This is a genomic window from Pseudomonas sp. 4CAES_32.4, assembly GCF_058136335.1.
Genome location: NZ_CM176882.1, coordinates 3,045,053 through 3,068,427 on the forward strand (window position 1 = coordinate 3,045,053; position 23,375 = coordinate 3,068,427).

At 60.7% G+C, this 23,375-nt stretch carries 16 protein-coding genes and 1 tRNA gene; 10 read left to right on the top strand and 7 right to left on the bottom strand.

Annotation, left to right across the window (positions count from 1 at the left end; all coding sequences use genetic code 11):
- Positions 1-14 precede the first annotated feature (14 nt).
- The 6 genes from fdxH to AC3Y64_RS13600 all read left to right on the top strand — a co-directional run bounded on the left by fdxH (position 15) and on the right by AC3Y64_RS13600 (position 6,006).
- The gene (fdxH, locus tag AC3Y64_RS13575; protein ID WP_008082738.1) at positions 15-950 is read left to right on the top strand and encodes a formate dehydrogenase subunit beta; all 936 of its coding nucleotides are present in this window, start codon (positions 15-17) and stop codon (positions 948-950) included.
- On the top strand, positions 947-1,612 hold the full coding sequence (locus AC3Y64_RS13580) for a formate dehydrogenase subunit gamma (RefSeq protein WP_489987859.1): 666 nt from the start codon (positions 947-949) through the stop codon (positions 1,610-1,612). The genes fdxH and AC3Y64_RS13580 overlap by 4 nt, the downstream gene beginning before the upstream one ends.
- 3 nt (positions 1,613-1,615) lie before the next feature.
- Entirely contained in the window at positions 1,616-2,542 is a 927-nt protein-coding gene (fdhE, locus tag AC3Y64_RS13585; RefSeq protein ID WP_489987860.1) for a formate dehydrogenase accessory protein FdhE, read from the top strand.
- Between the two features lie 45 nt (positions 2,543-2,587).
- Complete coding sequence (gene selA, locus AC3Y64_RS13590) at positions 2,588-3,991, top strand: L-seryl-tRNA(Sec) selenium transferase (RefSeq protein ID WP_489987962.1); 1,404 nt, start codon at positions 2,588-2,590, stop codon at positions 3,989-3,991.
- Entirely contained in the window at positions 3,988-5,904 is a 1,917-nt protein-coding gene (gene selB / locus AC3Y64_RS13595) for a selenocysteine-specific translation elongation factor (RefSeq protein ID WP_489987963.1), read from the top strand. The genes selA and selB overlap by 4 nt, the downstream gene beginning before the upstream one ends.
- A gap of 6 nt (positions 5,905-5,910) precedes the next feature.
- Positions 5,911-6,006: transfer RNA gene (locus tag AC3Y64_RS13600), tRNA-Sec, on the top strand.
- Between the two features lie 619 nt (positions 6,007-6,625).
- Here the strand turns inward: AC3Y64_RS13600 and AC3Y64_RS13605 are convergent.
- Together AC3Y64_RS13605 and AC3Y64_RS13610 are read right to left on the bottom strand one after the other, a co-directional pair.
- Complete coding sequence (locus AC3Y64_RS13605; protein WP_489987861.1) at positions 6,626-7,921, bottom strand: OprD family porin; 1,296 nt, start codon at positions 7,919-7,921, stop codon at positions 6,626-6,628.
- 1,588 nt (positions 7,922-9,509) lie between these two features.
- Positions 9,510-10,892 carry an aspartate aminotransferase family protein gene (locus AC3Y64_RS13610; protein ID WP_489987862.1) on the bottom strand — a complete coding sequence of 461 codons (1,383 nt, stop codon included), beginning with the start codon at positions 10,890-10,892 and terminating at the stop codon, positions 9,510-9,512.
- Between the two features lie 154 nt (positions 10,893-11,046).
- Here AC3Y64_RS13610 and AC3Y64_RS13615 point away from each other — a divergent pair, with 154 nt between their 5' ends.
- Positions 11,047-11,652 (top strand): TetR/AcrR family transcriptional regulator, encoded by a 606-nt coding sequence (locus AC3Y64_RS13615; protein WP_489987863.1) that lies wholly within the window; start codon positions 11,047-11,049, stop codon positions 11,650-11,652.
- Positions 11,653-11,668: 16 nt separating this feature from the next.
- Here AC3Y64_RS13615 and AC3Y64_RS13620 read toward each other — a convergent pair whose 3' ends face one another.
- Positions 11,669-12,946, bottom strand: a complete 1,278-nt coding sequence (locus tag AC3Y64_RS13620; protein ID WP_489987864.1) for an OmpP1/FadL family transporter — start codon at positions 12,944-12,946, stop codon at positions 11,669-11,671.
- 156 nt (positions 12,947-13,102) lie between these two features.
- Between AC3Y64_RS13620 and AC3Y64_RS13625 the strand changes: the two genes are divergently transcribed.
- The 3 genes from AC3Y64_RS13625 (at position 13,103) to aspT (ending at position 17,624) form a co-directional block, all read left to right on the top strand.
- Positions 13,103-14,218 carry an AI-2E family transporter gene (locus AC3Y64_RS13625; RefSeq protein WP_489987865.1) on the top strand — a complete coding sequence of 372 codons (1,116 nt, stop codon included), beginning with the start codon at positions 13,103-13,105 and terminating at the stop codon, positions 14,216-14,218.
- Positions 14,219-14,294: 76 nt separating this feature from the next.
- Positions 14,295-15,908 (top strand): mechanosensitive ion channel family protein, encoded by a 1,614-nt coding sequence (locus AC3Y64_RS13630; RefSeq protein WP_489987866.1) that lies wholly within the window; start codon positions 14,295-14,297, stop codon positions 15,906-15,908.
- A 24-nt stretch (positions 15,909-15,932) separates the two neighbouring features.
- Positions 15,933-17,624 carry an aspartate-alanine antiporter gene (gene aspT, locus AC3Y64_RS13635; RefSeq protein WP_489987867.1) on the top strand — a complete coding sequence of 564 codons (1,692 nt, stop codon included), beginning with the start codon at positions 15,933-15,935 and terminating at the stop codon, positions 17,622-17,624.
- Between the two features lie 9 nt (positions 17,625-17,633).
- Here the strand turns inward: aspT and AC3Y64_RS13640 are convergent, their stop codons facing one another.
- From AC3Y64_RS13640 to AC3Y64_RS13655, 4 genes are read right to left on the bottom strand one after another with little or no spacing between them, the layout of a single operon-like run.
- A complete protein-coding gene (locus AC3Y64_RS13640; RefSeq protein ID WP_489987868.1) occupies positions 17,634-19,730 on the bottom strand; it encodes a site-2 protease family protein in 2,097 nt (698 codons plus the stop codon).
- Positions 19,730-21,076, bottom strand: coding sequence for an efflux RND transporter periplasmic adaptor subunit (locus tag AC3Y64_RS13645; RefSeq protein ID WP_489987869.1), 1,347 nt, complete (start codon positions 21,074-21,076; stop codon positions 19,730-19,732). The genes AC3Y64_RS13640 and AC3Y64_RS13645 overlap by 1 nt, the downstream gene beginning before the upstream one ends.
- Positions 21,073-21,846 carry an efflux RND transporter periplasmic adaptor subunit gene (locus tag AC3Y64_RS13650; protein WP_064389929.1) on the bottom strand — a complete coding sequence of 258 codons (774 nt, stop codon included), beginning with the start codon at positions 21,844-21,846 and terminating at the stop codon, positions 21,073-21,075. The genes AC3Y64_RS13645 and AC3Y64_RS13650 overlap by 4 nt, the downstream gene beginning before the upstream one ends.
- A complete protein-coding gene (locus AC3Y64_RS13655; protein ID WP_122596021.1) occupies positions 21,827-23,365 on the bottom strand; it encodes a TolC family protein in 1,539 nt (512 codons plus the stop codon). Before AC3Y64_RS13655 ends, AC3Y64_RS13650 begins: the two co-directional genes overlap by 20 nt.
- Positions 23,366-23,375: the final 10 nt, after the last annotated feature.

The window sequence follows — 23,375 nt, forward strand, 5'->3', positions numbered from 1 at the left end:
TGGAGAATCTTTAAATGGCCAGCCAAGACATCATTGCCCGCTCGGCCACTACCACGGTGCCGCCGTCGGTGAGGAATCAGGAGGCGGTGGCCAAGCTGATCGACACCACCAAATGCATCGGCTGCAAGGCCTGCCAGGTCGCCTGCTCGGAATGGAACGAGTTGCGCGACGAGGTCGGCCACAACCACGGCACTTACGACAACCCGCAGGATCTGAGCGCGGAAACCTGGACGTTGATGCGCTTCACCGAGCACGAAACCGATGCGGGCAATCTCGAATGGCTGATCCGCAAGGACGGCTGCATGCACTGCGCCGAGCCCGGTTGTCTGGCGGCGTGCCCGAGCCCCGGCGCGATCATCAAGCACGCCAACGGCATCGTCGATTTCGATCAGGATCACTGCATCGGTTGTGGCTATTGCATCACCGGTTGCCCGTTCAACATTCCGCGCATTTCGCAGAAAGATCACAAAGCCTACAAGTGCACCTTGTGTTCGGATCGCGTCGCGGTAGGGCTGGAGCCGGCCTGCGTGAAAACCTGCCCGACCGGCGCCATCGTCTTCGGCACCAAGGAAGACATGAAGGAACACGCCGCCGAGCGCATCGTCGATCTGAAAAGCCGTGGCTTTGAAAACGCCGGTTTATATGACCCGGCAGGTGTTGGCGGCACCCATGTGATGTATGTGTTGCATCACGCTGACACGCCGACGATCTACGCCAACCTGCCGCAGGATCCGGCGATCAGTCCGTTGGTGGGCCTGTGGAAAGGCATCAGCAAACCGCTGGGCCTGTTGGCCATGGGCGCGGCGGTGCTGGCCGGGTTCTTTCATTACGTGCGCATCGGTCCGAACCGGGTCGAAGAAGATGAACATCCAACGCCACCTGATACCTCGGTGCACGTTGTCGATCCGGCGGTGCACACCTTCGATCCACGCGGGGAGGACCGGCCATGAGCAACAAGACGATCCTGCGCTACACCGCCAACCAGCGCACCAATCACTGGCTGGTAGCGATCCTGTTTTTCATGGCCGGGCTGTCGGGGCTGGCGTTATTTCATCCATCACTGTTCTGGTTGAGCAACCTGTTCGGCGGTGGGCCGTGGACGCGGATTCTGCATCCGTACATGGGAATCGCGATGTTTGTGTTTTTCCTCGGTCTGGTGCTGAGTTTCTGGCGCGCCAACTTCTTCATCAGCAACGACGGCAAATGGCTGCGGCGCATTGACCGGGTGCTGGTTAACGACGAAGAAAGCGTGCCGCCGGTGGGCAAATACAACGCCGGGCAAAAGCTGCTGTTCTGGACTTTACTGCTGTGCATGCTTGGGTTGCTGTTCACCGGGCTGGTGATCTGGCGCGCCTGGTTCAGTGCTTATTTCGGCATCACGGTGATTCGCTGGGCGATGCTGTTGCATGCGCTGGCCGGATTTATTCTGGTGCTGAGCATCATCATTCACATCTACGCCGGGCTGTGGATCAAGGGGTCGGTGGACGCGATGCTGCATGGCTGGGTCAGCCGCGCCTGGGCGAAGAAACACCATGAACTGTGGTATCGCGACATCACCCGCGACGAACGCAATCCGGACGTGCCGGAGCGACCGATCACCAAAAAGGGCTGACTTTTGCCAACCATTCTGGAACCTGGGGAAATCGAAGCGGCGGCCAGTTCGCCGCCGTTTCTGCATCTGCCGCCGCATAATCTGTTTTCACTGCGTGCTGATCGGCTGGAGCAACTGGCCGAGGGGCATGCGCTGGCCGAGTATCTGCGCTTGATTGCCGGATTGTGCCGTGTTCAGCAGCAGGTGTTCGATGATCCACCGCTTGTAGCGCCGTTCGATCAACAACGGATCGAAGCGTGTCAGCAGCATGGTTTGCCGCCGTTCGCGGCGGATACCTTGGTGCGCGAAGAGGGTTGGCAGGCGTATCTCGGCGCTTTTCTTCAACGTTATGAGCCTTCTGCTCAACCCGCCGTCGTTGACGCGGTGGACACGCTGCGCGCCGCCAGTTCCGGGCAGTTACGCTCATGGGCCGTGGCGTTGGTCAGCGGTCAATATTCGATGGTGCCGGCGCAACTGGTGCCGTTTCTCGGCGCGGCGCTGCAAACGGCCTGGAGCCATTGGCTGCTCAGCGCGCCGGATCTGAAACTGAAACCCGGCGACAGCCTCAGCCAATGCCCGGCCTGTGGATCACCGGCGATGGCCGGGGTAATCCGCCATCGCGGCAAGCACAACGGTTTGCGTTATCTGGTGTGTTCACTGTGTGCCTGTGAATGGCATGTGGTGCGGGTCAAGTGCGTGTATTGCGAGTCGAGTAAGGGGCTGGATTATTTCAGCCTTGAGGATGATCGCCATGCGGCTAATCAGGCGCCGATAAGGGCGGAAGTCTGTCCGGGCTGTAACAGTTATCTGAAACTGGTGTATCTGGAAAACGATGCCGATGCGGAGGCATTGTCAGCGGATTTGAGCAGTCTGCTGTTGGACATGCGTCTGGCGCAGGACGGCTATCAGCGCTTGGCACCGAATCTGTTGCTGGCTCCGGGAGACGAGTGACAGCAGGGTCTACACTCTTGCGCAGTGATCTGTCTCCAGGAGTGGCTGATGTCCCTGCGGTTACCTTCCATTGATGGTTTGTTGCGTCATCCGGCGAGTGTGCCTTTGCTCGAACGCCACGGTCGTGAGTCGCTGCTGGCGAATTTGCGGCAGTTGCTCGATGAACTGCGGCCCGGCGTGGTGAACGGGCAATTGTCGGCGGTAGAAATCAGTCCCGAAGTGTTGGCCGGTCGCGTCGGCGAACGCTTGGCGCAACAGCAACGTAGCAACGTGCGCCGGGTGTTCAATCTCACCGGCACCGTGCTGCACACCAACCTTGGCCGCGCGTTGTTGCCTGACGAAGCCATCGAAGCGGTGCAAATGGCTGCACGTTATCCGCTCAATCTGGAGTTCGATCTGGCCAGCGGCAAGCGCGGTGATCGCGACGATCTGATCGAAGGTCTGATCCGCGAACTGACCGGCGCCGAAGCCGTCACCGTGGTCAACAACAATGCCGCCGCCGTGCTGCTGACGCTCAACAGTCTGGGCGCGCGCAAGGAAGGCATCATTTCCCGTGGCGAGCTGATCGAGATCGGCGGCGCCTTCCGCATCCCCGACATCATGGCCCGCGCCGGCGTGCGCCTGCATGAGGTCGGCACCACCAATCGTACCCACGCTCGCGACTACGAAGCGGCGATCAACCCACGCAGCGGTTTGATCATGCGTGTGCATGCGAGCAATTACAGCATCGAAGGCTTTACCGCTCGCGTGCCGACTGCGGAACTGGCCGAGTTGGCTCATCGACATGGTTTGCCGCTGCTGGAGGATCTCGGCAGTGGCAGTCTGCTCGACTTGACTCGTTGGGGCTTGCCGGCAGAACCGACGGTGCGTCAGGCGTTGCTTGATGGTGCGGATATCGTCACCTTCAGCGGTGACAAATTGCTTGGTGGGCCGCAGGCGGGGTTGATTGTCGGGCGTAAAGAACTGATTGCGAAGATCAAGAAGAATCCGCTGAAACGCGCATTGCGGGTCGATAAATTGACCTTGGCGGCGCTGGAAGCGGTGCTCGGTCTGTATCGTGATCCGGATCGTCTCGCTGAGCGCTTGCCGAGTTTGCGCCTGCTGACGCGCCCGCAGGTCGACATCTTCGCGCAGGCCTCACGCTTGCAACCGGCGCTGGCTGACGTGCTGGGGGAAACCTGGACGGTCAGTGCCGTACACGCCTTAGGCATGATCGGCAGCGGCAGCCAACCGGTGGCGCGCCTGCCGAGTGCGGCACTGTGTTGTCGCCCGCAGGTTTCGAAGCGGTTGCGCGGGCGTTACCTGTTAAATCTGGAAGCGGCGTTGCGTGGGTTGCCGATCCCCGTGCTCGGGCGTATCGACGACGATGCGCTGTGGCTCGATCTGCGCCAACTCGACGACGAACCAGCATGGGTCGCCCAGCTGTCGCACTTGCAGGTCGATCAGTGATCGTCGGCACAGCGGGGCACATCGACCACGGCAAGACGTCGCTGCTGCAAGCCCTGACCGGACAAACCGGCGACCGCCGCCCGCAGGAACGCGAGCGCGGGATGACCATCGACTTGGGTTATCTGTATGCCGAACTTGAACCGGGCGCCGGACTGACCGGGTTTATCGACGTGCCCGGCCACGAGAAATTCACCCACAACATGCTTGCCGGAGCGCAGGGCATCGATCTGGTGTTGCTGGTGGTCGCGGCGGATGACGGCGTGATGCCGCAGACGCGCGAGCATCTGGCGATTGTCGAATTGCTCGGCATTCCCCGAGCGCTGGTGGCGATCACCAAATGTGATCGGGTCGAGGCGGGCAGGGTGGAAGAGGTACAGCGCCAGGTTCTCGATTTGCTGGAGCCGGGGCCGTTTGCCGGGGTGCCGATCATGGTGGTCTCCAGCGTGACCGGGCTGGGCATCGATGGGTTGCGCAACGCGCTGTTGCAAACACAACGGGAAGTGCTGGAGCGCAATCGGGAGGGCGGTTTTCGTTTGGCGATTGATCGGGCCTTCAGCGTGGCCGGCGCGGGGATTGTGGTCACCGGGACGGCGTTGTCCGGGGTGGTTTCTGTTGGCGATAAACTCACCCTCGGACCTTCCGGGAAATCGGTCAGGGTTCGCGGTTTGCACGCGCAGAATCAACCTGCCGAACAGGCTTTCGCCGGACAACGCGTGGCGTTGAATATCAGCGGCGAACGCCTTGAACTGGCGCAGATTCATCGCGGCCAGTGGTTAGTGTCCGAGTGGCTGCATGCACCGACCCGGCGCATCGACATCGAATTCCAACTGTTGCCCGGCGAACGCACCTTCGAGCACTTTCACCCGGTGCATGTGCACCTTGGCACACAGGATGTGATTGCCCGCGTCGCGTTGCTCGAAGGCCCGCGCTTAAGCCCTGGTGAACGCATGTTCGCGCAGCTGCTGATCAACGCGCCGGTGCACGCGGTGAAGGGCGATCGTTTGATCCTGCGCGACTCCAGCGCCCAGCGCACCCTCGGCGGCGGGCGCGTACTTGATCCCTTCGCTCCGGCCCGCCAACGCCGCAGCCCGGAGCGTCTAGCACAACTGCACGCGTTACTGAGCAGCGACAGCCTCGAGCAAGCCTTGCCCGTGTTGTTAAATCACAGCGCCGGCGGCCTCGACCCACAGCGACTGGAACGCCAATTCAATCGCCCGCGCTCGACGTGGTCGTTAGCGGAAAACGTACGCCTGATCGACACCCGCCAAGGCCCGGTGCTGTTCAACCTGCAGCGCTGGGGACAGCTGAAATTCACCTTGCTGGAGCAACTGGCAAAGTTTCATGAGCTGGAACCCGACCAGATGGGCCCGGATCGCGATCGCTTGCGCCGCTTCAGCGGTTTGGCGCTGGAGCGTTCGACGTTTGTCAGCCTGCTCGACGAATTACGCGAAGCGGGTTCGATCAATGCCAGCGGCCCATGGCTGCATTTGCCCGATCACCAAGTGCGCTTGAACGCCGAAGACGAAACCCTGTGGCAGCAGATGCAACCGCTGTTTGAAAACGCCGGGTTCGATCCGCCTTGGGTACGCGATGTGGCGAAAATGCTTTGCCAGGACGATGCTGTGGTGCGCCTGCTGTTGCGCAAACTGGCGCGGCTGGGATTGATGCACCAGGTTGTGCGCGACCTGTTTGTCAGCCACACGGTGTTGCGGCAAATGGCCGCCGTCTTGTTGAAACTCGCCGAGGAAAATCCGTCGATCCAGGTGACAACGGTCCGCGATGCGCTAGGCTTGGGACGCAAACGCTGTATTCAATATCTGGAATATTTCGACCGCCTCGGCCTGACCCGACGCACCGGCGAATCCCGCCAGATCCGCCCCGACAACGCGCTGGCCCACGCCGACGCACACTGAGTTCAAGGAAGGCAATCGCGCCCGGTGGCGCGGCCGGGCTTCAAACCCGGTTGGGGACGGCATCCGTTCCCGGGCAGGTTCGACTCCGGCTGCCTTCCGCCAATCACTTCGAACATCCATTCACCTCTGACTCGCTGCAAGCGATAGCGGGCTGGCGGTGCCGAAAGTGTTGCCTGACCCATCGCCATCGCTTGCAGGGCAAGCTCCCACAGTGATTCACGTTGCACACAAATTTTATGACCGGCACAAAACCCTGTGGGAGCCAGCCCTGCTGGCGATAGCGGGCTGGCGGTGCCGAAAGTGTTGCCTGACCCAACGCCATCGCTTGCAGGGCAAGCTCCCACAGTGATTCATGTTGCACACAGATTTTATGACCGCCACAAAACCCTGTGGGAGCCAGCCCTGCTGGCGATAGCGGACTGCCTGTGCCGAAAGTGTTGCCTGACCCAACGCCATCGCTTGCAGGGCAAGCTCCCACAGTGATTCACGTTGCACACAGATTTTGTGACCGCCACAAAACCCTGTGGGAGGCAGCCCTGCTGGCGATAGCGGACTGCCTGTGCCGAAGATGTCGACTGATCCGCCGCCATCGCTGGCAAGCCAGCTCCCACAATGATTTGGTATGACCACGTATTTCGTAACCGACACAAACACCTGTGGGAGCTGGCTTGCCAGCGATGGCGATTTGGCTATGCAGAAGAAGTTCGCTGACCCACCGCCTTCAAAACCCCAACGGGTACTGCACCACCACGTAAATCCGGTCAATATCATCCCCGGCCTGCGCCTCATTCGCCCGATGCGAAACGTGCGATAGCTGCACTGACAGATCCTTCGCCGCGCCCGATTGCACGATGTATTTCAGATCAATATCCCGTTCCCAATGCTTGCCGCCATCACCTTGCTGCGGCTGATACTCGCCGCTGTCGGCATCGAACGGGTTGTAGGCGCCGCCCTGTGGCGCGTGGGTGCCGTCGATGTGGCTGCCGGTGACGTAGCGGGTCATGAAGGTCAGGCCGGGGATGCCGAAGGCACCGAGGTCGAGGTCGTAGCGCGCTTGCCAGGAGCGTTCGCCGGCGCCGTTGAAGTCGGCGTATTTGATCGAGTTGGCGAGGTAGATCGAGTCGCCGCCGACGAAATCGAACGGTGTGTCGCCATCGATCCGTTGCCAGCCGAGCATCACGCCGTGGGCGCCGAAGGTGTACTTGCCGGCGAGGCTGAACGCTGTGTTGTCGATGGCGCCGGCCAAGGCTCGACCGGTGTCGCGGGTGTGGTAGAGGTTGGCGTCGAGCAGTACGCCGGATTGCTTGAAGTGCAGATTGCCGTAGTACTGGTGCCAGGTGTCGCTGAGTTCCGAGGCATACAGCGAACCGCCGACGGGGCTGTCGCCGAACAGATCCGCGCCGAGGAAGCTGATCCCGCCGGCTTCGGTATTGGCGCCGTAGCCATAGAAATCGCCACGACCGGAGGAACTGTCCTGGTTCTTGAAGGCGGTGAAGTGCCCGGCGACGAGATTAACGTTGTCGATTTCACGGCTGTTTGAGAGAAACCCGGTGGCGTATTCCGGTTGCAGGCGTTTGTCCGAGGTGTCGAAAACGGGCGTTTCCACGGTCATTTCGCCGAACGCCAAGGTAGTGCGCGACACCTTCAATTTGAACGAGCCGCCTGCGTCGGAGTAATTCGATTCGCTGCGACCGCTGCTGTCGACCGGTAGCAATCCGGTGCCGGAATGTCCTTTGCCGCCATCCAGTTTCAGGCCGAGAAAGGCGTGGGCATCGACGCCGAAACCGACGCTGCCCGGCGTGAAACCCGAGGTGAAGGTGCCGATAAAGCCCTGAGCCCATTCCTGCTTGTAGTTTTTGCCGGCGGGCGATGGCGAGCGGTAGTCGTTGCTCAGGAAGAAATTGCGGCTGAGCACTTCGGTTTTCGAATCGTCGAGAAAACCGCTGGCACTGGCGGTTGCCTGCAGACCGCAGAGCAAGGTGAGCAGGCTGAGACGCGAAGGGGCACGGTCGATCATGGTCAGTGGCCAGCAATTAAGTTGGCTGAATGATCGAGGGATATCCGCTGACAAGATTGAGCCGATGTGCTGAATTGCACTGACGCCATCGCCAGCAGGGCTGGCTCCCACAGGGTTTTGTGTGGGTCACAATCCGGAGGCAATCCAAATCATTGTGGGAGCTGGCTTGCCAGCGATGGCGGTGGGTCAATCAATGGAGCTGTTGACTGTGCTTGCCTCATCGCTGGCAAGCCAGCTCCCACAAGTTTCTGTGCTGACCAGTAAAGTCATGTACAGCACTGATCACTGTGGGAGCTTGCCCTGCAAGCGATTGCGGTGGGTCAGTCGGCATCTTTGGTACAGAAAGTCCGCTATCGCCAGCAGGGCTGGCTCCCACAGGGTTTTGTGTGGGTCACACAATCCGGGGGCAACCCAAATCATTGTGGGAGCTGGATTGCCAGCGATGGCGGTGGGTCAATCAATGGAGCTGTTGACTGTGCTTGCCTCATCGCTGGCAAGCCAGCTCCCACAAGTTCCTGTGCTGACCACTAAAGTCATGTACAGCACTGATCACTGTGGGAGCTTGCCCTGCAAGCGATGGCGGTGGGTCAGTTGGCATCTTTGGTACAGAGAGTCCGCCATCGCCAGCAGGGCTGGCTCCCACAGGGTTTTGTGTCGGTCACACAATCCGGGGGCAAGCCAATTCATCGTGGGAGCTGGCTTGCCAGCGATGGAGGTGGTTCAGTCAATGGAGCTGTTGACTGTGCTTGCCTCATCGCTGGCAAGCCAGCTCCCACAAGTTTCTTTGCTGACCAGTAAAGTCATGCACAGCACTGACCACTGTGGGAGCTTGCCCTGCAAGCGATGGCGGTGGGTCAGTTGGCATCTTTGGTACAGAGAGTCCGCCATCGCCAGCAGGGCTGGCTCCCACAGGGTTTTGTGTGGGTCACAAAATTCAGTGGGTAACCCAAATCATTGTGGGAGCTGGCTTGCCAGCGATGGCGGTGGTTCAGTCAATGGAGGTGTTGACTGTGCTTGCCTCATCGCTGGCAAGCCAGCTCCCACAAGTTTCTTTGCTGACCAGTAAAGTCATGCACAGCACTGATCACTGTGGGAGCTTGCCCTGCAAGCGATGGCGGTGGGTCAGTTGGAATCTTTGGTACAGAGAGTCCGCCATCGCCAGCAGGGCTGGCTCCCACAGGGTTTTGTGTTGGTCACACAATCCGGGGCAAGCCAAATCATTGTGGGAGCTGGCTTGCCAGCGATGGCGGTGGGTCAGTTGGCATCTTTGGTACAGAGAGTCCGCTATCGCCAGCAGGACTGGCTCCCACAGGGTTTTGTGTTGGTCACACAATCCGGGGGCAACCCAAATCATTGTGGGAGCTGGCTTGCCAGCGATGGCGGTGGGTCAGTTGGCATCTTTGGTACAGAGAGTCCGCTATCGCCAGCAGGGCTGGCTCCCACAGGGTTTTGTGTCAGTCACACAATCCGGGAGCGACTCGAATCACTGTGGGAGCTTGCCCTGCAAGCGATGGCGGTGGGTCATGCAACAGGAATGTCACTGATCCAGCGCTATCGCGAGCAGGCTCACGGCTACATAAGTTACGGGTTACAGGATGCCGTACTCACGGGCGGTGCGGTCTACGGCGATGCGGGTCTTGTCGATCAGTTCGTCCAGCTCGGCGCGGGTGGCGATCAATGCCGGGGCCATGATCATTCGGCCCAGCGTCGAGCGAATGATCAAACCTTCTTCAAAACCAATCGTACGGCAACGCCAGGCGATGTCGTTCTCGTTGGCGAAACGCTTGCGGGTTGCCTTGTCCTCAGCAAACTGCAACGCCGCTACGAGTCCCACGCCCTGAATCTCGCCCACCAACGGATGGTTGCCGAACACTTCGCGCAGGCAGTTCTGCAGATACGGGCCGGTGTCGTTTTTCACCTGAGTGACCACGCCTTCATCGCGCAATGCCTTGAGGTTGGCGATGGCCACCGCAGCGGCAACCGGGTGGCCAGAGTAGGTGAGGCCGTGAGCAAACACGCCACCTTTCTCGACCAGTGCTTCCGCCATGCGCCGCGACAGAATCAAGCCGCCCATAGGGATGTAGCCGGAGGTCAGGCCCTTGGCGATCGACAGCGTGTCCGGTTCAAAATCGAAGGCCTGATGGGCAAACCATTCGCCGGTGCGACCGAACCCGCCAATCACTTCGTCAGCGCACAACAACACATCATATTTGCGGCAGATCCGCTGGATCTCCGGCCAATAAGTCGCCGGCGGAATGATCATGCCGCCCGCGCCCTGGAACGGTTCGGCAACAAACGCGGCGACCTTGTCGGCGCCCAGTTCGAGAATCTTGTCTTCCAGTTGCTGCGCAGCCTTCAGACCGAATTGCTCCGGCGTCAGATCACCTTCGTGAGCAAACCAGTACGGCTCATCAATGTGCGCAACATCCGGGATGGTGCCGCCCATCTCATGCATGAACTTCATGCCGCCCAGCGCCGTCGCGGCGAGGGTCGAGCCGTGGTAGCCGTTCCAGCGGCCGATCATGATTTTCTTCTCGGGCTGACCCATCACTTGCCAGAACTTGCGCACGGTGCGGATCAGCACTTCGTTGGCTTCGGAACCGGAGTTGGTGTAGATCGCGTGGCTGTAGTGCTTGGGCAGCAGGCTGAACAGCAGCTCCGACAGCTCGATCACCGCCGGGTGAGTGGTGTGGAAGAACATGTTGTAGTAGGGCAGTTGCTCGAGTTGTTTCGTGGCCGCAGCGGCCAGATCCTTGCGCCCGTAGCCGAGATTGGTGCACCACAGGCCAGACATGCCGTCCAGATAACGATTGCCGTCGTTGTCCCACAGCGCCAGGCGATCACCGCTGACCATCACCCGCGGGCCTTCCTCATTGAGGGCTTTCTGATCGACGAACGCGTGGATGTGGTGGGCGGCGTCGGCATCCTGATAATCACGGGTACTGCGAGTCGGATCGAATTCGGCGGACATGGCTGATCTCCAGAAATGGGCGAGTGAGTGCGTTCATACCAGCGGAGCACGGCTAATATTTGTCACTTTAAAATATTTTTGTAAAGAAAATATTTGTCGATGAAAAAAGATATCCGTAGGCTGAGCAGCATTGGCCACGATCATCAGAGGCAACATGAGCGGACTCAGAGAGCGGCAAAAGGAACAGCGCAGGCAGGTGATCGCCGAGGCGGCGCTCGAACTGTTCAAACGCAATGGCTTTGCCGCAACGACGCTGGATCAGATCGCCGTGCAGGCCGGGGTGTCCGCGCCGACGGTGGTGAATTATTTCGGCGGCAAACAGGAAATACTGCTCGCGTTGCTCAAACAACCCGACGAACAGGCCATGCGCGAGGCGCGGGAAAATCTGGACGATGACAGCGATCCGCTCGAAGCGCTGTGCGAGTTCGAGCAGTTGATGACGGATTACCAGTTGCAAGCCATGCCGGCCTCGCTATGGCGGGAACTGGCACCGTTTCTGCTGACGGGCGAATTGGCGGAAGCGTTGAGCCCGTGGAATGCGGCGGTGATCGAAGAAACCAAAGCATTGGTCGGGTACTTTCAGCAGGCGGGGAAAGTGCGCGATTCGATCGATCTCGACGTGGTTGCGACGCTGTTCAACCAGTACGCGAACATGGCGTTCATTCGACTGGCGACGCAGGAAACCCCGGACAGGGCGGCGCATGCGTTGCACATGCGCGGTGTTCTTAATCTGCTATGCCACGGCATGCTGGTGAGTTGAATACGGCCAAAAGCCTTTAAAACCGCCAGGTCACCCCACCACCAACAATGTGCAACGCACTGTTGGGGTAACTCCCCGACAACGTCTGCCCATTGCGTTTGGTCTGCTGCACGTCCATATCACCGAGCCAGACCAAGGTGTAATTGAGGTTAATGTCGGTGTCTTCGGCCAGTTTGTAGCTCAGGCCGGTCGCCAGTCGCCAGGTCTCGTTCATCGGGTTGTCGACGGTGCGATCCTTGTCTTTGACGGGGGAGCTGTCATAGCCGATGCCCATGTTCCAGCGCAGTTTCGGGCTGATCTGGTTTTGCGCACCGAACGACAGGTGCCAGGTGTCCTGATACTTGCGGTCCACCGATCGCGAGACATTGCCGGCGGCAGAATCCAGCGACACGCCGATGTCGGCAAAGTCGCTCCAGTCCTGCCAGTTCACCGAACTGAGCAGCGTCCATTGCTCGTTCAACTGATGGGCGATGCTCAACGTTGCGGTCTGCGGGATGTTCATGTCGACTTCCAGCTGATCGACGTCGAGCCGCGACAGCGCCAGATTGAGCAGCGGATTGCGCACGTCATGCACCGTCGGCGAATCCTTGAACTCCAGTTTCACCTTGCTGGTGTAGGCGAAACCCAGCGTGGTACGCGGGTCGAGCTGATAGCGCAGACCGAGATTGATCCCCACCCCGGTGTCGGTGTCCTTGTATTGCAACTTGCCATCCTGCTGGAACGGTTCGCCGGGGAGGAAGGCGTTATTGTCGATGGCCATTTTGTCGTAGAAATAGCCATAGACCAGACGCGGGCCGATGCCCATCGACAGGTCATTGGTGATCTTGTAGGCGAAGGTCGGTTGCATCGAGATGCCGATCAGCGTCGATTCCTGACTGAAATAGCGCCCGGCCCAGTCATCGTCGTATTTCACGCTGAGGCCGAAGTTGCCGTACATACCGAAGCCGATACTGGCGCGGTCGTTGACCTCATGACTGATGAACAGACTGGTGCCCGGCAGGATCGGCAGCGGGTTGCCGCCTTCGTTGCCGGAAAAGTCGTTGCCACTGTCGCGATCAAAACCCAGACCACCGAGTACCGCCTGACCGGTCAGGGTGACCTGCGTACCTTTGAGCGCCGCGATGCCCGCCGGGTTGCTCATCAGCACGCTTGGATCGGTGGCCAGCGCGGCCGAGCCGGCGTTGGCCAACCCCGCACCTTCCTGACCCGCTTCATACAACTGAATGCCGCCCGCCAGGGCCTGACCGGCGCAACCCGCCAACGCCAGCATCATCAATGAACGCGTGGACCTCATCCTTTACTTCCTTATAAAAACAGCGACGAGTATGAGTTTTAGTCGTGAATCGACGTTGGCACCAGTTGAGGCGCGGGATAAAGACGAGTGGACGATTGTGATCTAGGCTCAGAACGGCTTGATGCCACCGCCATGCGTCCAATAAGGAGAGCCCGAATGGAAGACAAACCGCTCATTGCCTTCAACAGTCCCCGAGCCCTGCTGGACGTGCTGATTCGCGCCGGTCTGATCACCATTCTGGTGTTGTTCTGCTACGACATCTTTCACCCGTTTCTCAACGTGATGCTGTGGTCATTGATCCTCGCGGTCACCCTGTATCCGCTGAATCAGAAGCTCGGCGCCAAACTGGGCAACCGCTACGGTTGGGCGGCGATTATTCTGGTGCTGCTGGGCTTGCTGATTCTGATGGTGCCGCTAAGCCTGCTCGGAGCTTCCGTGGCCGATTCGGTGAAAGTCGGCATGCACACGATGGAGGAGGGGGCATTCGAGATCCCGCCGCCACCGGCCAGCGTTGCGGACTGGCCATTGATCGGCGCGCCGCTTTTCGGCATCTGGCAGCACGCCTCGCAGGATTTGAGCTGGGCGTTCAAGGAGCTGGCGCCGCACCTGTCGAACTGGGGCAAAGTGCTGCTGCATCAAGCCGCCGGCGTCGGTGCGGGGATCGTGGTGTTTGTGATTGCGCTGATCGTCGCGGGATTGATCATGACCCACGGTGCTCGCGGCCACCGCACGGCCGTGGCGATTACCACGCGAATCTCCGGACCGGTGCGCGGCCCGCAGATCGCCGAACTGTGCACTTCGACCATTCGCGCCGTGGCCCAAGGCGTGGTGGGGATAGCCTTTATCCAGATGCTGCTGATCGGTGTCGCGCTGGTGATCATGGGCATTCCGGCGGCTGGCATTCTGGCCTTGATGGTGTTGCTGCTCGGCATCATGCAATTGCCGGTGCTGCTGATCACCATACCGGTGGTGATCTATGTCTTTGCGCACGACGGCGTCAGCGCCGGCACCGTCATCTTTACCGTGTGGATCATCATTGCCGGGCTTTCCGACAACGTGCTCAAACCGCTGTTGCTGGGTCGTGGTGTTGCGGTGCCGATGCCGGTGGTGTTGATCGGTGCGCTTGGCGGCATGGTCACCAGCGGCATTATCGGGCTGTTCACCGGGCCGGTAATTCTCGCCGTCGGCTACGAATTGTTCATCGGCTGGGTGTATCAACCGGCGGATGTCACCCGCGTGCTGGATGACGGGAACGAAGAAACCCTGCCGTAATCTGACAACCATTCATCGCTCGACTACGCTGGCTTACGTATCCATCTCTGACACTTGGGCGTAAGGAAAAAGGCGCATGCGAAGCAGGCTGCTGGCGGTATTGATGGTGGTGTTCGCAGCGCTTTGGAGCGGGCTCGGCTGGGCTGCCGATGAAGCGAGCAAAACCGCCGATGAAGCGGTGGAACTCAAGGTCGCCAACCGCAGCATCATGCTGTTTCGCGCGACGATCCTTGGGGAAGCGCCGGCGTCGCGAGTCAAGCGGGCGAAGATGGTCATCAGCGAGGCGCTGGACGAGAACGGTGGGCTAAACATCACCACCGACTCGATCCAGAAAAGCTACATGGTGCTGATCGGCGACAAGCGGGCCTTTATCGTTGCGCCGCAGGATGTCGACAGCCTGGCTTATTCCTCTGTGCAACAGGCAGCCGAAGGCGCGGCGGAGAAACTCCGTCAGGTGGTCAGCGAAACCCGCGAAGCGCGCAACCTCGACATGATGGTGCGCTCATTGGCGCTGGTGGCCGTGGCCACGCTGATTTACCTCGGCCTGCTCTGGTGCCTGGCCTGGCTGCGACGCAAGTTGCTGGCCAAACTCCCGGCATTGATGGATCGCCACACCCAGGCGCTGAAAGTCGGCCGGGTGCAACTGATCGACTCTAATTTTCTCTATCCGCTGGTCAGCCGCTTGCTGTTGCTGCTGCGCTGGCTGGTGATTCTGCTGCTGACCTATGAATGGCTCGGCTTCGTGCTGTCGCGGTTTCCCTATACCCGGCCGTGGGGCGAGAGCCTCAATAATTACCTGTTCGAACTGGCCGGCTACCTGTTGCAAGGCATCGTCGGCGCGATTCCCGGGCTGGGCGTGGCGCTGGCGATTTTCTTCATTGCCCGTGGCGTGACTGCGTTTACCCGACGCATCCTGCGGCGCATGGCCATGCCCGGCACCTTCAGTTGGCTGAATCACGAAACCCTGCAACCGACTCAGCGCCTGACGGCTTTGGCAATCTGGCTGTTCGCCCTGGCGATGGCTTATCCGTATCTGCCCGGCGCGGGCACCGATGCCTTCAAGGGCCTGTCGGTGTTGATCGGTTTGATGATTTCCCTTGGCGCCACCAGCGTCGTCGGGCAGGCCGCTGCCGGGCTGATCCTGACCTATACGCGCACCTTGCGCCCCGGCGAGTTCGTCAAGATTGGTGACTACGAAGGCACCGTCACCGAACTGGGCATGTTCACCACGCGCATCCGTACCGGGCTGGGTGAAGTGCTGACGCTGCCCAACTCGATGATCACCGGCACTGTCACGAAAAACTATTCGCGCACCGTGCAGGGCCCCGGTTATGTCGTCGATACGGTGGTGACCATCGGTTACGACACGCCGTGGCGGCAGGTCGAGGCGATGTTGCTGGAAGCGGCCAAGCGCACACCGGGAATTCTCGAAGATCCGCCGGCGCAGGTGTTCCAGACTGCGCTGTCGGATTTCTACCCCGAGTACCGCCTGGTCGCACAGGCGATCCCCAGCCAGCCACGTCCGCGCGCGGTGCTGCTGAGCATGCTGCACGCCAATATTCAGGACGTGTTCAATGAGTACGGTGTGCAGATCATGTCGCCGCATTATTTCGCTGATCCGCAACAAGACAAGTGGGTGCCAAGGGACAAGTGGTACACCGCGCCGGCTCAAGAACCGAAGGATCAGTGATCGCTGCACAAGGGAGTTCGCCCCATGCTGGAATTCATCCTCCACGCTTTACGCACTGATCCTGAAATCGCGGTGTTCCTGGCCATTGCCTTGGGCGTGTTCGTCGGCCGGATCCATATCGGCAGCTTTCATCTGGGCTCGGTGGCCGGCGCGTTGTTGATGGGATTGCTGATCGGGCAGATTGGCCTGGAAGTGCCGGCCGGTCTGAAGTCGGTGTTTTTCGTGATGTTCATCTATGCCGTCGGTTTCAAGAGCGGGCCGGAGTTTTTCGGCAGCCTCAATCGCGGCACGCTGAAACTGGTGCTGCTCTCGGTGGTGCTGTGCGCCACGGCGCTGGGGGCGATTCTGCTGATGTACTCGCTGTTCGATTTCGACGCCGGCTTCACCGCCGGGCTCGGCGCCGGGGCGTTGACCGACACGGCGATCATGGGCACCGCGACCAGTGCGATCAATCAACTGACGATCGACGCGGCCGCCAAGGCGCAGCTCAACAGCCACATGGCGATTGCCTATGCGATCACTTACCTGTTCGGCACGATTGGCTTGATTGTCTTCGTCGGCAGCATCGCGCCGAAATTGCTCGGCGTGAACCTGCGCGAATCGGCCCGTGAGCTCGAACTTGAGCTGGGCATCGCCAAGGAAGAAGACGCGATCACTGTGCCGTACACGCGCATGGTGGTGCGCGCCCATCAGGTCGCGGAGAACGGTCAGGCCAACGGGGTGCGCATCATTGATCTGGAAAAACCCCACGAATCGCTGACCGTCGAGCGCGTCATGCGCGCCGGAAAAATCATCGAACGTGACGAAGACTTCGTGCTCATGGCGGGCGACGTCATCGGCGTTTACGCGTTGCGCGATGCGGTGGGCAACCTCAGCCACTGGGTCGGGCCGGAGATCGATCATCCCGAGGCGCTGTCATTTGCGACCCGCCAGGTGGATGTCGTGCTGACGTCGGCAGAGTTCGCCGGCAAAAGCATTCATCAGGCGAAGACCCGGCTGAGCACTGACCGACGCCTGGGCTGCTTTGTCAACAACATCACGCGTCAGGGCTACGACTTGCCGTTGCTGCCCAATACCGTGCTGCGCCGTGGTGATGTGATTACGCTGACGGGCCGCACCGCCAGTGTCGAAATGATCGCCAAACGTCTGGGCCGCATCCGCAAGAACAACTACAAAAGCGATATCGCCATGCACACCCTTGGCATGGTGCTCGGTTCACTGTTGGGATTGTTGTCGACCCACATCGGCATGATCCCGGTGGAACTGGGCATTGGTGGCGGGGTGCTGGTCGCTGCCCTGGTGATCGGCTGGTACAACTCGCGCCATCCGGAAATCGGCGCACTGCCGCCGGCGGCGCAATGGGCGTTTTCCGAGTTCGGCCTGACCGCGTTTGGCGCCGTGGTCGGTTTGCTGGCAGGGCCGGCGGCGTTTGCCGCGATGAAAGAGCAGGGCTTGGCGCTGTTGCTGTCCGGCGCGGTGGTGACGATTTTACCGCCGCTGGTGGCGCTGTATTTCGGCCGCTATGTGCTGCGCCTGCATCCGATGATTTTGTTTGGCGCACTGGCCGGTGCTCAGACCGAAGCGGCCTCAATGAACAAGATCATCGAACAGTCCGGCAGCAACACGCCGGTGATTGGTTTCACCGTGTGCTACGCGATTTCCAACGTGCTGCTGGCGGTGTGCGGGCCAATCATCGTGTTTGTCGCCGCTGGCTAAAAGCACAATTCAGAAGCCACTTTCACGCATCAACACCGCCAACACATGGGTCGCACCGTCGCCCAGCAAGCTGCGCCGTTCGCCCTCGATCTTCAGATGCCCGCGCGTCTCGCGCAGGCTCGGCAGCGGCTCATCCAACTGAATCAACACCTGAAACAGCGCGCTGCTGGGAATCAGTGAGTGTTCGGCATTGGTCGTCGGCACCGGGCCACCGAAGCGTGAAGACAGCATGCGATGCGACAACTGACTGGCGCGGGTGCTGCCGATCTGCACGACACGCCCGGAGCGCGGCGTGGTCTGGCCGTCCGGGTAGAAGCGCACGTGATCACCGGTGGCCATGCGGTGCACTTGATCCTGCGCAACATAGGCGTCGACCTGCCAACTGCGCGGATCGATCAGCATGCCCAGCGATTCTTGCCGACCGACCCATTGCCCGGGTTTCCAGTCCGGATTGACGTCCAGCCACACCCCGGCGAACGGTGTTTGCAGGTTCAACCGGGCGATTTCCGAGCGGGCGGCGCGAGCCTCTTCGAATTGCACGTTGAGGCGCTGGCGGGTCACCGCGTCTTCGGCCAAACCACCGGGGTCGGCGATCAGCCCGGACAGCCGCGCCTCATAGCTACGGGCGCTGGCTTCACTGGTTTGCAAGCGCGAGGCGATGTCCGGCTCGTCGAGGGTGATCAGCGTTTCGCCAGCCTTGACCGGACCGTCCGGGTGAATCGATTGCAGGCGTGCCGGGTAGGGCGCATACACCCGCAACTGGTGCTCGGCACGGGCCACGCCAACCGCATCGATCTGCGTGCGCCACGGGATCGCCAAGCCCACCAGAATCGCCAGCAGCACGGCATAAAATGCCACTTTGCGCCGGCTCGGAATCGCCGCGCGGTTTTTCCACCAGTGACCTAGCTCGCGCATTACCGGCATCGCGATAAACCACGACAGTTCGACCATGAACAGGAAAATCCCCAAAACCTTGAAGAAGAACAGATAGACCGCCAGCGCGATCCCCAGAAACAGCACCAACCGATACAGCCAGGTAATGATCGCGAAGGTCACCAGCAAACGTCGCTGACCGGTCGGGAATGTTTCTGGCCAGTCTTCCTGCAAACCCAGCAGATTGCGCCGCAGCGTCACCCGCGCAAGCGCCGAGGCGCGTTCGTGCAGGTTGGGGAAATCCAGCAGGTCGGAAAGAATGAAGTAACCGTCGAAACGCATAAATGGACTGGCATTCAGCGCCAGTGACAGCAACCAACTGGTGGTCGCCAGATACAACAGGGCATTGCGCAACGCGCCCGGATCGCACAACGCCCAACCCAGCGTCGACAACCCGGCCAGCGACAGTTCGGTGACGATCCCCGCCGAGGCAATCGCCAGGCGTTGCCGCGAGCGACTGAGTTTCCAGCTCTCGCCGGTGTCGGTGTAAAGCATCGGCCACATCACCACAAACGCGATACCCATGTGCCCGACACGCAAGCCCAGGCGCGTAGCGACCAAGGCATGGCCGAGTTCATGCAGGGTTTTCGCCACGATCAGCGCCAGGGCAAAACTGAACAGGCCTTCGGTGGAAAACGACTCGACCACGGCGCTGGTGAACACGTCCCACTGCTGCAACACCAGAATGATCCCGAGCAAACTCAGGCTCAGTACCAAAATCCCCGTCAGTGGATGAAACAGCCAACCCAGCGCCCGCATCAGGTATTGCAACGGTTGTTGCGGGCGCAGCAGCGGAATGCGGAAAAACAGATAGTGATGCAGCCACCAGCGCCAGGTCAGCCAACTGCCTTCTTCGCCTTTACTCTTGAGGCGCTCAAGGGCAGCGGGGCCGGCGCGCAGCAACTGGTGCTGTTCGAGAAACTGGCGAAAATCGAGCACCTGTTCGACATCCGGTTTCAGCGCTGTGCCCTCAGCGATCTGCTCGCTGATTTTGCGTGGCGACTGGCCCCAGCGCAGCAGGCATTCGAATTCCAGCCAGCCAATGCGGTAGAAACGGTTGATCACCGTGTCCTGAATCACCCACGCCGGTTCGCCATTACTGCCATGGGCCGCTTCGCTCAGGCGCAAGTCTTCGCGCAGGGGCGGTACGGGCAGATCGGCCGGGTCGAGCATTACCAGCCACTCCAGGCACGCAGCGTCGCCAGCGGTCGGCGCAGCAGGTAATAACCGAGCATCACCCGCCCGCCGTAGATTTTCGCCGTGCCATGCAGGCCGAGGCGCGCATGTTCCGGTGCGCCGTCAATGCTGGCGAGCAGGCGATAAGCGACCACACCTTCATCGCTGGGCCGCGCCTGATAACTGGTTTCGAGGATCTGCCCCTTGAGCGGCGTCAGCGGGTACGCGGTGAGGAACAAAGTGACCTCGGCGCCCGGTTCCAGAGCGATTGCATCGGCGACGGCCAATTGAATGAGCATGGCCGGTTGCGTCGGGTCGGCCACTTGCATGATGCGTTCGCCGGTTACCACGGGTTTGCCCAGCCAGTCGTTGGGATCGCTGAACACCGCGACGCCGCCGCGTGGCGACAGCACTTGCGTACGTTTCAGTTGCGCCTGCACCGCCGCCAGTTCCGCCCGACGTTGTTGGGCACGACCGGCGAGCAGGGTCAGTTCACTTTTGCTTTGCGGGTTGTCGAAGGCCCGTTGGCTGGCCGCTTGCAACTCGGCGTCGGCCACCGCGACTTCCTTGCCGAGCACTTCGGCGCGGCTGCGCAGGGTGGTTTCATCGAGCGAAAACAGTGGTGTCCCGGCATCGACGGGTTGATTCGGACGCACCTGAATCTTTTCGATTACACCATCGATCGGCGAGCTGATGATCTGCGCCTGTCGCGAGACGATTTCCGTCGGTGCCAATGCCGTTTGCCGCACCGGCAACAACAGCAGCGCAGCGAGCACAATCGCCACCAGCAGCAGCTGTTTGCGATTCGGCCGCCAGCGACTGAAACGCTTGCGCCGGGTCAGCGCCGACCAGCAATACGCCCACGTCGCCACCAACCCTTTGAGGTGTTGCCACAACACGGCCGGCGGTTCCTCCTCCAGCAAGATGATCAGCAGGCCCAGTCGTTGATTGTCACGATCCTGCACCGGCACGCACCACAGCCCCGACGGCCACCATTCGTTCCAGCCTTCGCCAATGTCTGCTGGTGGATTGGCGCTGTCCTGAGCGATCCATACCGGCTCGGCGTCTGGCACCTGCGCCGCGACCCAGCGACTGGCGCGGCGCAGCCAGACCAGATACGGCGAATCCTCGCTGGGCCGCGACAGCCCCGAGACGTTGAGCAATTCCAATGAGGATTCACGCTGGGCAAACACCAGCGCCTGATGGAACTGCAGCAACGGGTACAAGTCGTTGGCCATGCTGAACGCCAGGCTGTTCAGCGAGTCGGCGGCCATGGCTTTGTCTCGCAGCGCATCGAGTTCGAGCAGCAGGTGAGGGTGCGGCAGCGGCTCGTTCATCGTCATGGGCGTGCGACTTGATCGAACTGTGCGGTGCCGCTCATGCCGGCCATCAGGTCGGGGTATTTGTTGTCGAGCCGGGCTTCCAGTTCAACGGTTTGCGCCACTGCATCGACCCGCGAGTTGATGCCGCTGACATGGGCCGGGTAGGTCTTGCCGGTTTCGTGGATGCTGACCTGCAGCGGCAGGCCCGGTTTGAGGTCTTTGAGCAGGTTGGACGGCACGTTCAGGCGCACTTTCAAGGCGCCGTCGCTGACCAGATCGAACAACGGCGTGCCCGCCGTGACGGTCTGATACGGCTTGACGTAGACCTTGGCCACACGCCCGGAGAACGGCGCGAGCACCTGGCAATAACCACTCTGCGCTGCGCCCATGGCCCGTGCGCCGTCAGCCTTTTGCACTTCGGTGTTGGCCATCGACACTTCGATGTCGCCGACCGCATTGAGCTGGCGCAGTTGCTGTTTCGCTTGCAGGTTCTGTTTGGCCATGGCCAGTTCGGCTGCCGCGACTTTCGCCCGCGCTTCGGCTTCATTGCAGTTGAAGCGTGCGAGCAGTTCCGACTTGCTGACCTGTTCGCCGAACCCGGCTTTCAATTCACCCAAAGTGCCGGCCATCTGGCTGGAGAGGGTGGTTTCCAGTTCGGCGGCAAGCAACACACGGATCGCACTGGCACTTTCCAGAGCGGGGGCCGAAGGGCTGTCTTCGGCGTGGACGGGCAGGATCAGACTGGCCAACAACAGGGCCCCGAAACGGGACTCAAGGGCGATTTTGCGCATTCGGCGTTCCTTGCGAAGTGGCAGCGAGCAGACGTTGTTGTTCCTGCTCATTCAAGGTGCGCTGGATTTCCCGGGCCAGGGTCTTGATGTCGTGTTGCGAGATTTCTTTCGGCAGCACGTCCAGGCCCACCGAGTTGTACATCCGCCCCCACGCGGCTTGAGCACTGGAAAACGCCGCTTCACGCTGATACCGCGAGAGCAGATAACGGCCCTCGGAACGGATCACTTCCAGTTCCGAGCCCAGCGCGCCGGTTTTCGCCGCTTGCGCGTAATCGAGCAGGCTGCGGTCGACGCGCAGGCTGTCTTCGGCGAACTCGACTTCCTGGCGGGCCAGTTGATAGCGCAGGGTGCCGACGCGTACCTGCGTGAGGATCGCCATCGACAGCGCCACGCGACGGGTGTCGTCGGTTTCGCTCTGGGATTTTTCTGCGGCGTTCAACGACGGCAATTGCAGCAGGCGAATGAGGTTCATCGACACTTGCAGGCCGGTGCTCATCCAATCGTTGTTGTAGAGGTATTTGTTGGAGTCGTACTTGTAGCCGAAATCGACGCTGACGTTCGGCCACAACTGCGCCTTGGCGATCTCCAGATCCTTTTGATTGACGCGTTTGCGGTACCACTCTTCCATGATTTCCGGGCGGTTCTCCAGCGACAGCTGTTCCAGCCGCGCCATGCTCTGGCGCACTTCCGGCAGCGCCGGATCGGGCACATCGGCAAGCACCATTTTTGAGCCCGGCGGCAGCGACATCAGCGCCGACAGCTCAGCCTGGGCGAATTCCAGATCCTGGCGGCGTACGGTCAGCAGGTAGATCGAGTCGAGGAGGGCGCGTTGATAGGCGAGGATTTCCTGACGCGGCAGCAGGCCACGGGTTTCGGCTTCGCGGGCCGAGGTCAGGGCGGTGTGGGTGCGCATCAGCAGCTTGTCGACTTCCGGCATCAGGCGCTGAGCGCCGAGTGCGCGCCAATAGGCGTTGCGCACGTCTTGGAGAACGTTCTGCGCGACTTTGCGCCGGCGTTCTTCGGCCATCAGGATCTGGTCGGATTTCTGCTGGGTGCGGTAATAGGCGACGCCGAAATCCAGCAGGCTCCAGCTCAAGCCCAGGCCATAGACTTCGCGATAACGCTCTTCCGAGGTCGATGGACGCAAGCTGACCTGACGATCGTCAATGCCGATCGAGGTGCCGCCGGAATCGTTGTCACGTCCGGCATAACCGGCCGAGGCGACGAGACGCGGGAGCATTTCGTGGCTCGAAACATCGCGCAGGTCCGAAGCCAGTGCGCTTTCCATCAGCTTGAGGCGGTAGTCGAGGTTGTATTTCAGCGCCCGTGCCGCCGCCTCGTAAAAGGTGATCGGCGCGGTGACCGGCTCCTGGCCGGAATACATGCGTGACTGGTCAGCGATGATGCGCTGACGGTTTTCTTCATCGGTGGAGGGTTTGGGCTCCGTTGACGAGCAAGCACTGAGCAACAGTGCAGAAGCGATGGCGGTACTGAGAAGCCGGGTCGCATTTATACGCATGTTCATTCCT

Bases quoted from the DNA above. Each gene is read 5' to 3' on its own strand.
- fdxH (WP_008082738.1), top strand. From the start codon at position 15: ATGGCCAGCCAAGACATCATTGCCCGCTCGGCCACTACCACGGTGCCG.
- AC3Y64_RS13580 (WP_489987859.1), top strand. From the start codon at position 947: ATGAGCAACAAGACGATCCTGCGCTACACCGCCAACCAGCGCACCAAT.
- AC3Y64_RS13605 (WP_489987861.1), bottom strand. From the start codon at position 7,921: ATGATCGACCGTGCCCCTTCGCGTCTCAGCCTGCTCACCTTGCTCTGC.
- AC3Y64_RS13610 (WP_489987862.1), bottom strand. From the start codon at position 10,892: ATGTCCGCCGAATTCGATCCGACTCGCAGTACCCGTGATTATCAGGAT.
- AC3Y64_RS13615 (WP_489987863.1), top strand. From the start codon at position 11,047: ATGAGCGGACTCAGAGAGCGGCAAAAGGAACAGCGCAGGCAGGTGATC.
- AC3Y64_RS13620 (WP_489987864.1), bottom strand. From the start codon at position 12,946: ATGAGGTCCACGCGTTCATTGATGATGCTGGCGTTGGCGGGTTGCGCC.
- AC3Y64_RS13625 (WP_489987865.1), top strand. From the start codon at position 13,103: ATGGAAGACAAACCGCTCATTGCCTTCAACAGTCCCCGAGCCCTGCTG.
- AC3Y64_RS13630 (WP_489987866.1), top strand. From the start codon at position 14,295: ATGCGAAGCAGGCTGCTGGCGGTATTGATGGTGGTGTTCGCAGCGCTT.
- aspT (WP_489987867.1), top strand. From the start codon at position 15,933: ATGCTGGAATTCATCCTCCACGCTTTACGCACTGATCCTGAAATCGCG.
- AC3Y64_RS13640 (WP_489987868.1), bottom strand. From the start codon at position 19,730: ATGCTCGACCCGGCCGATCTGCCCGTACCGCCCCTGCGCGAAGACTTG.
- AC3Y64_RS13645 (WP_489987869.1), bottom strand. From the start codon at position 21,076: ATGACGATGAACGAGCCGCTGCCGCACCCTCACCTGCTGCTCGAACTC.
- AC3Y64_RS13650 (WP_064389929.1), bottom strand. From the start codon at position 21,846: ATGCGCAAAATCGCCCTTGAGTCCCGTTTCGGGGCCCTGTTGTTGGCC.
- AC3Y64_RS13655 (WP_122596021.1), bottom strand. From the start codon at position 23,365: ATGCGTATAAATGCGACCCGGCTTCTCAGTACCGCCATCGCTTCTGCA.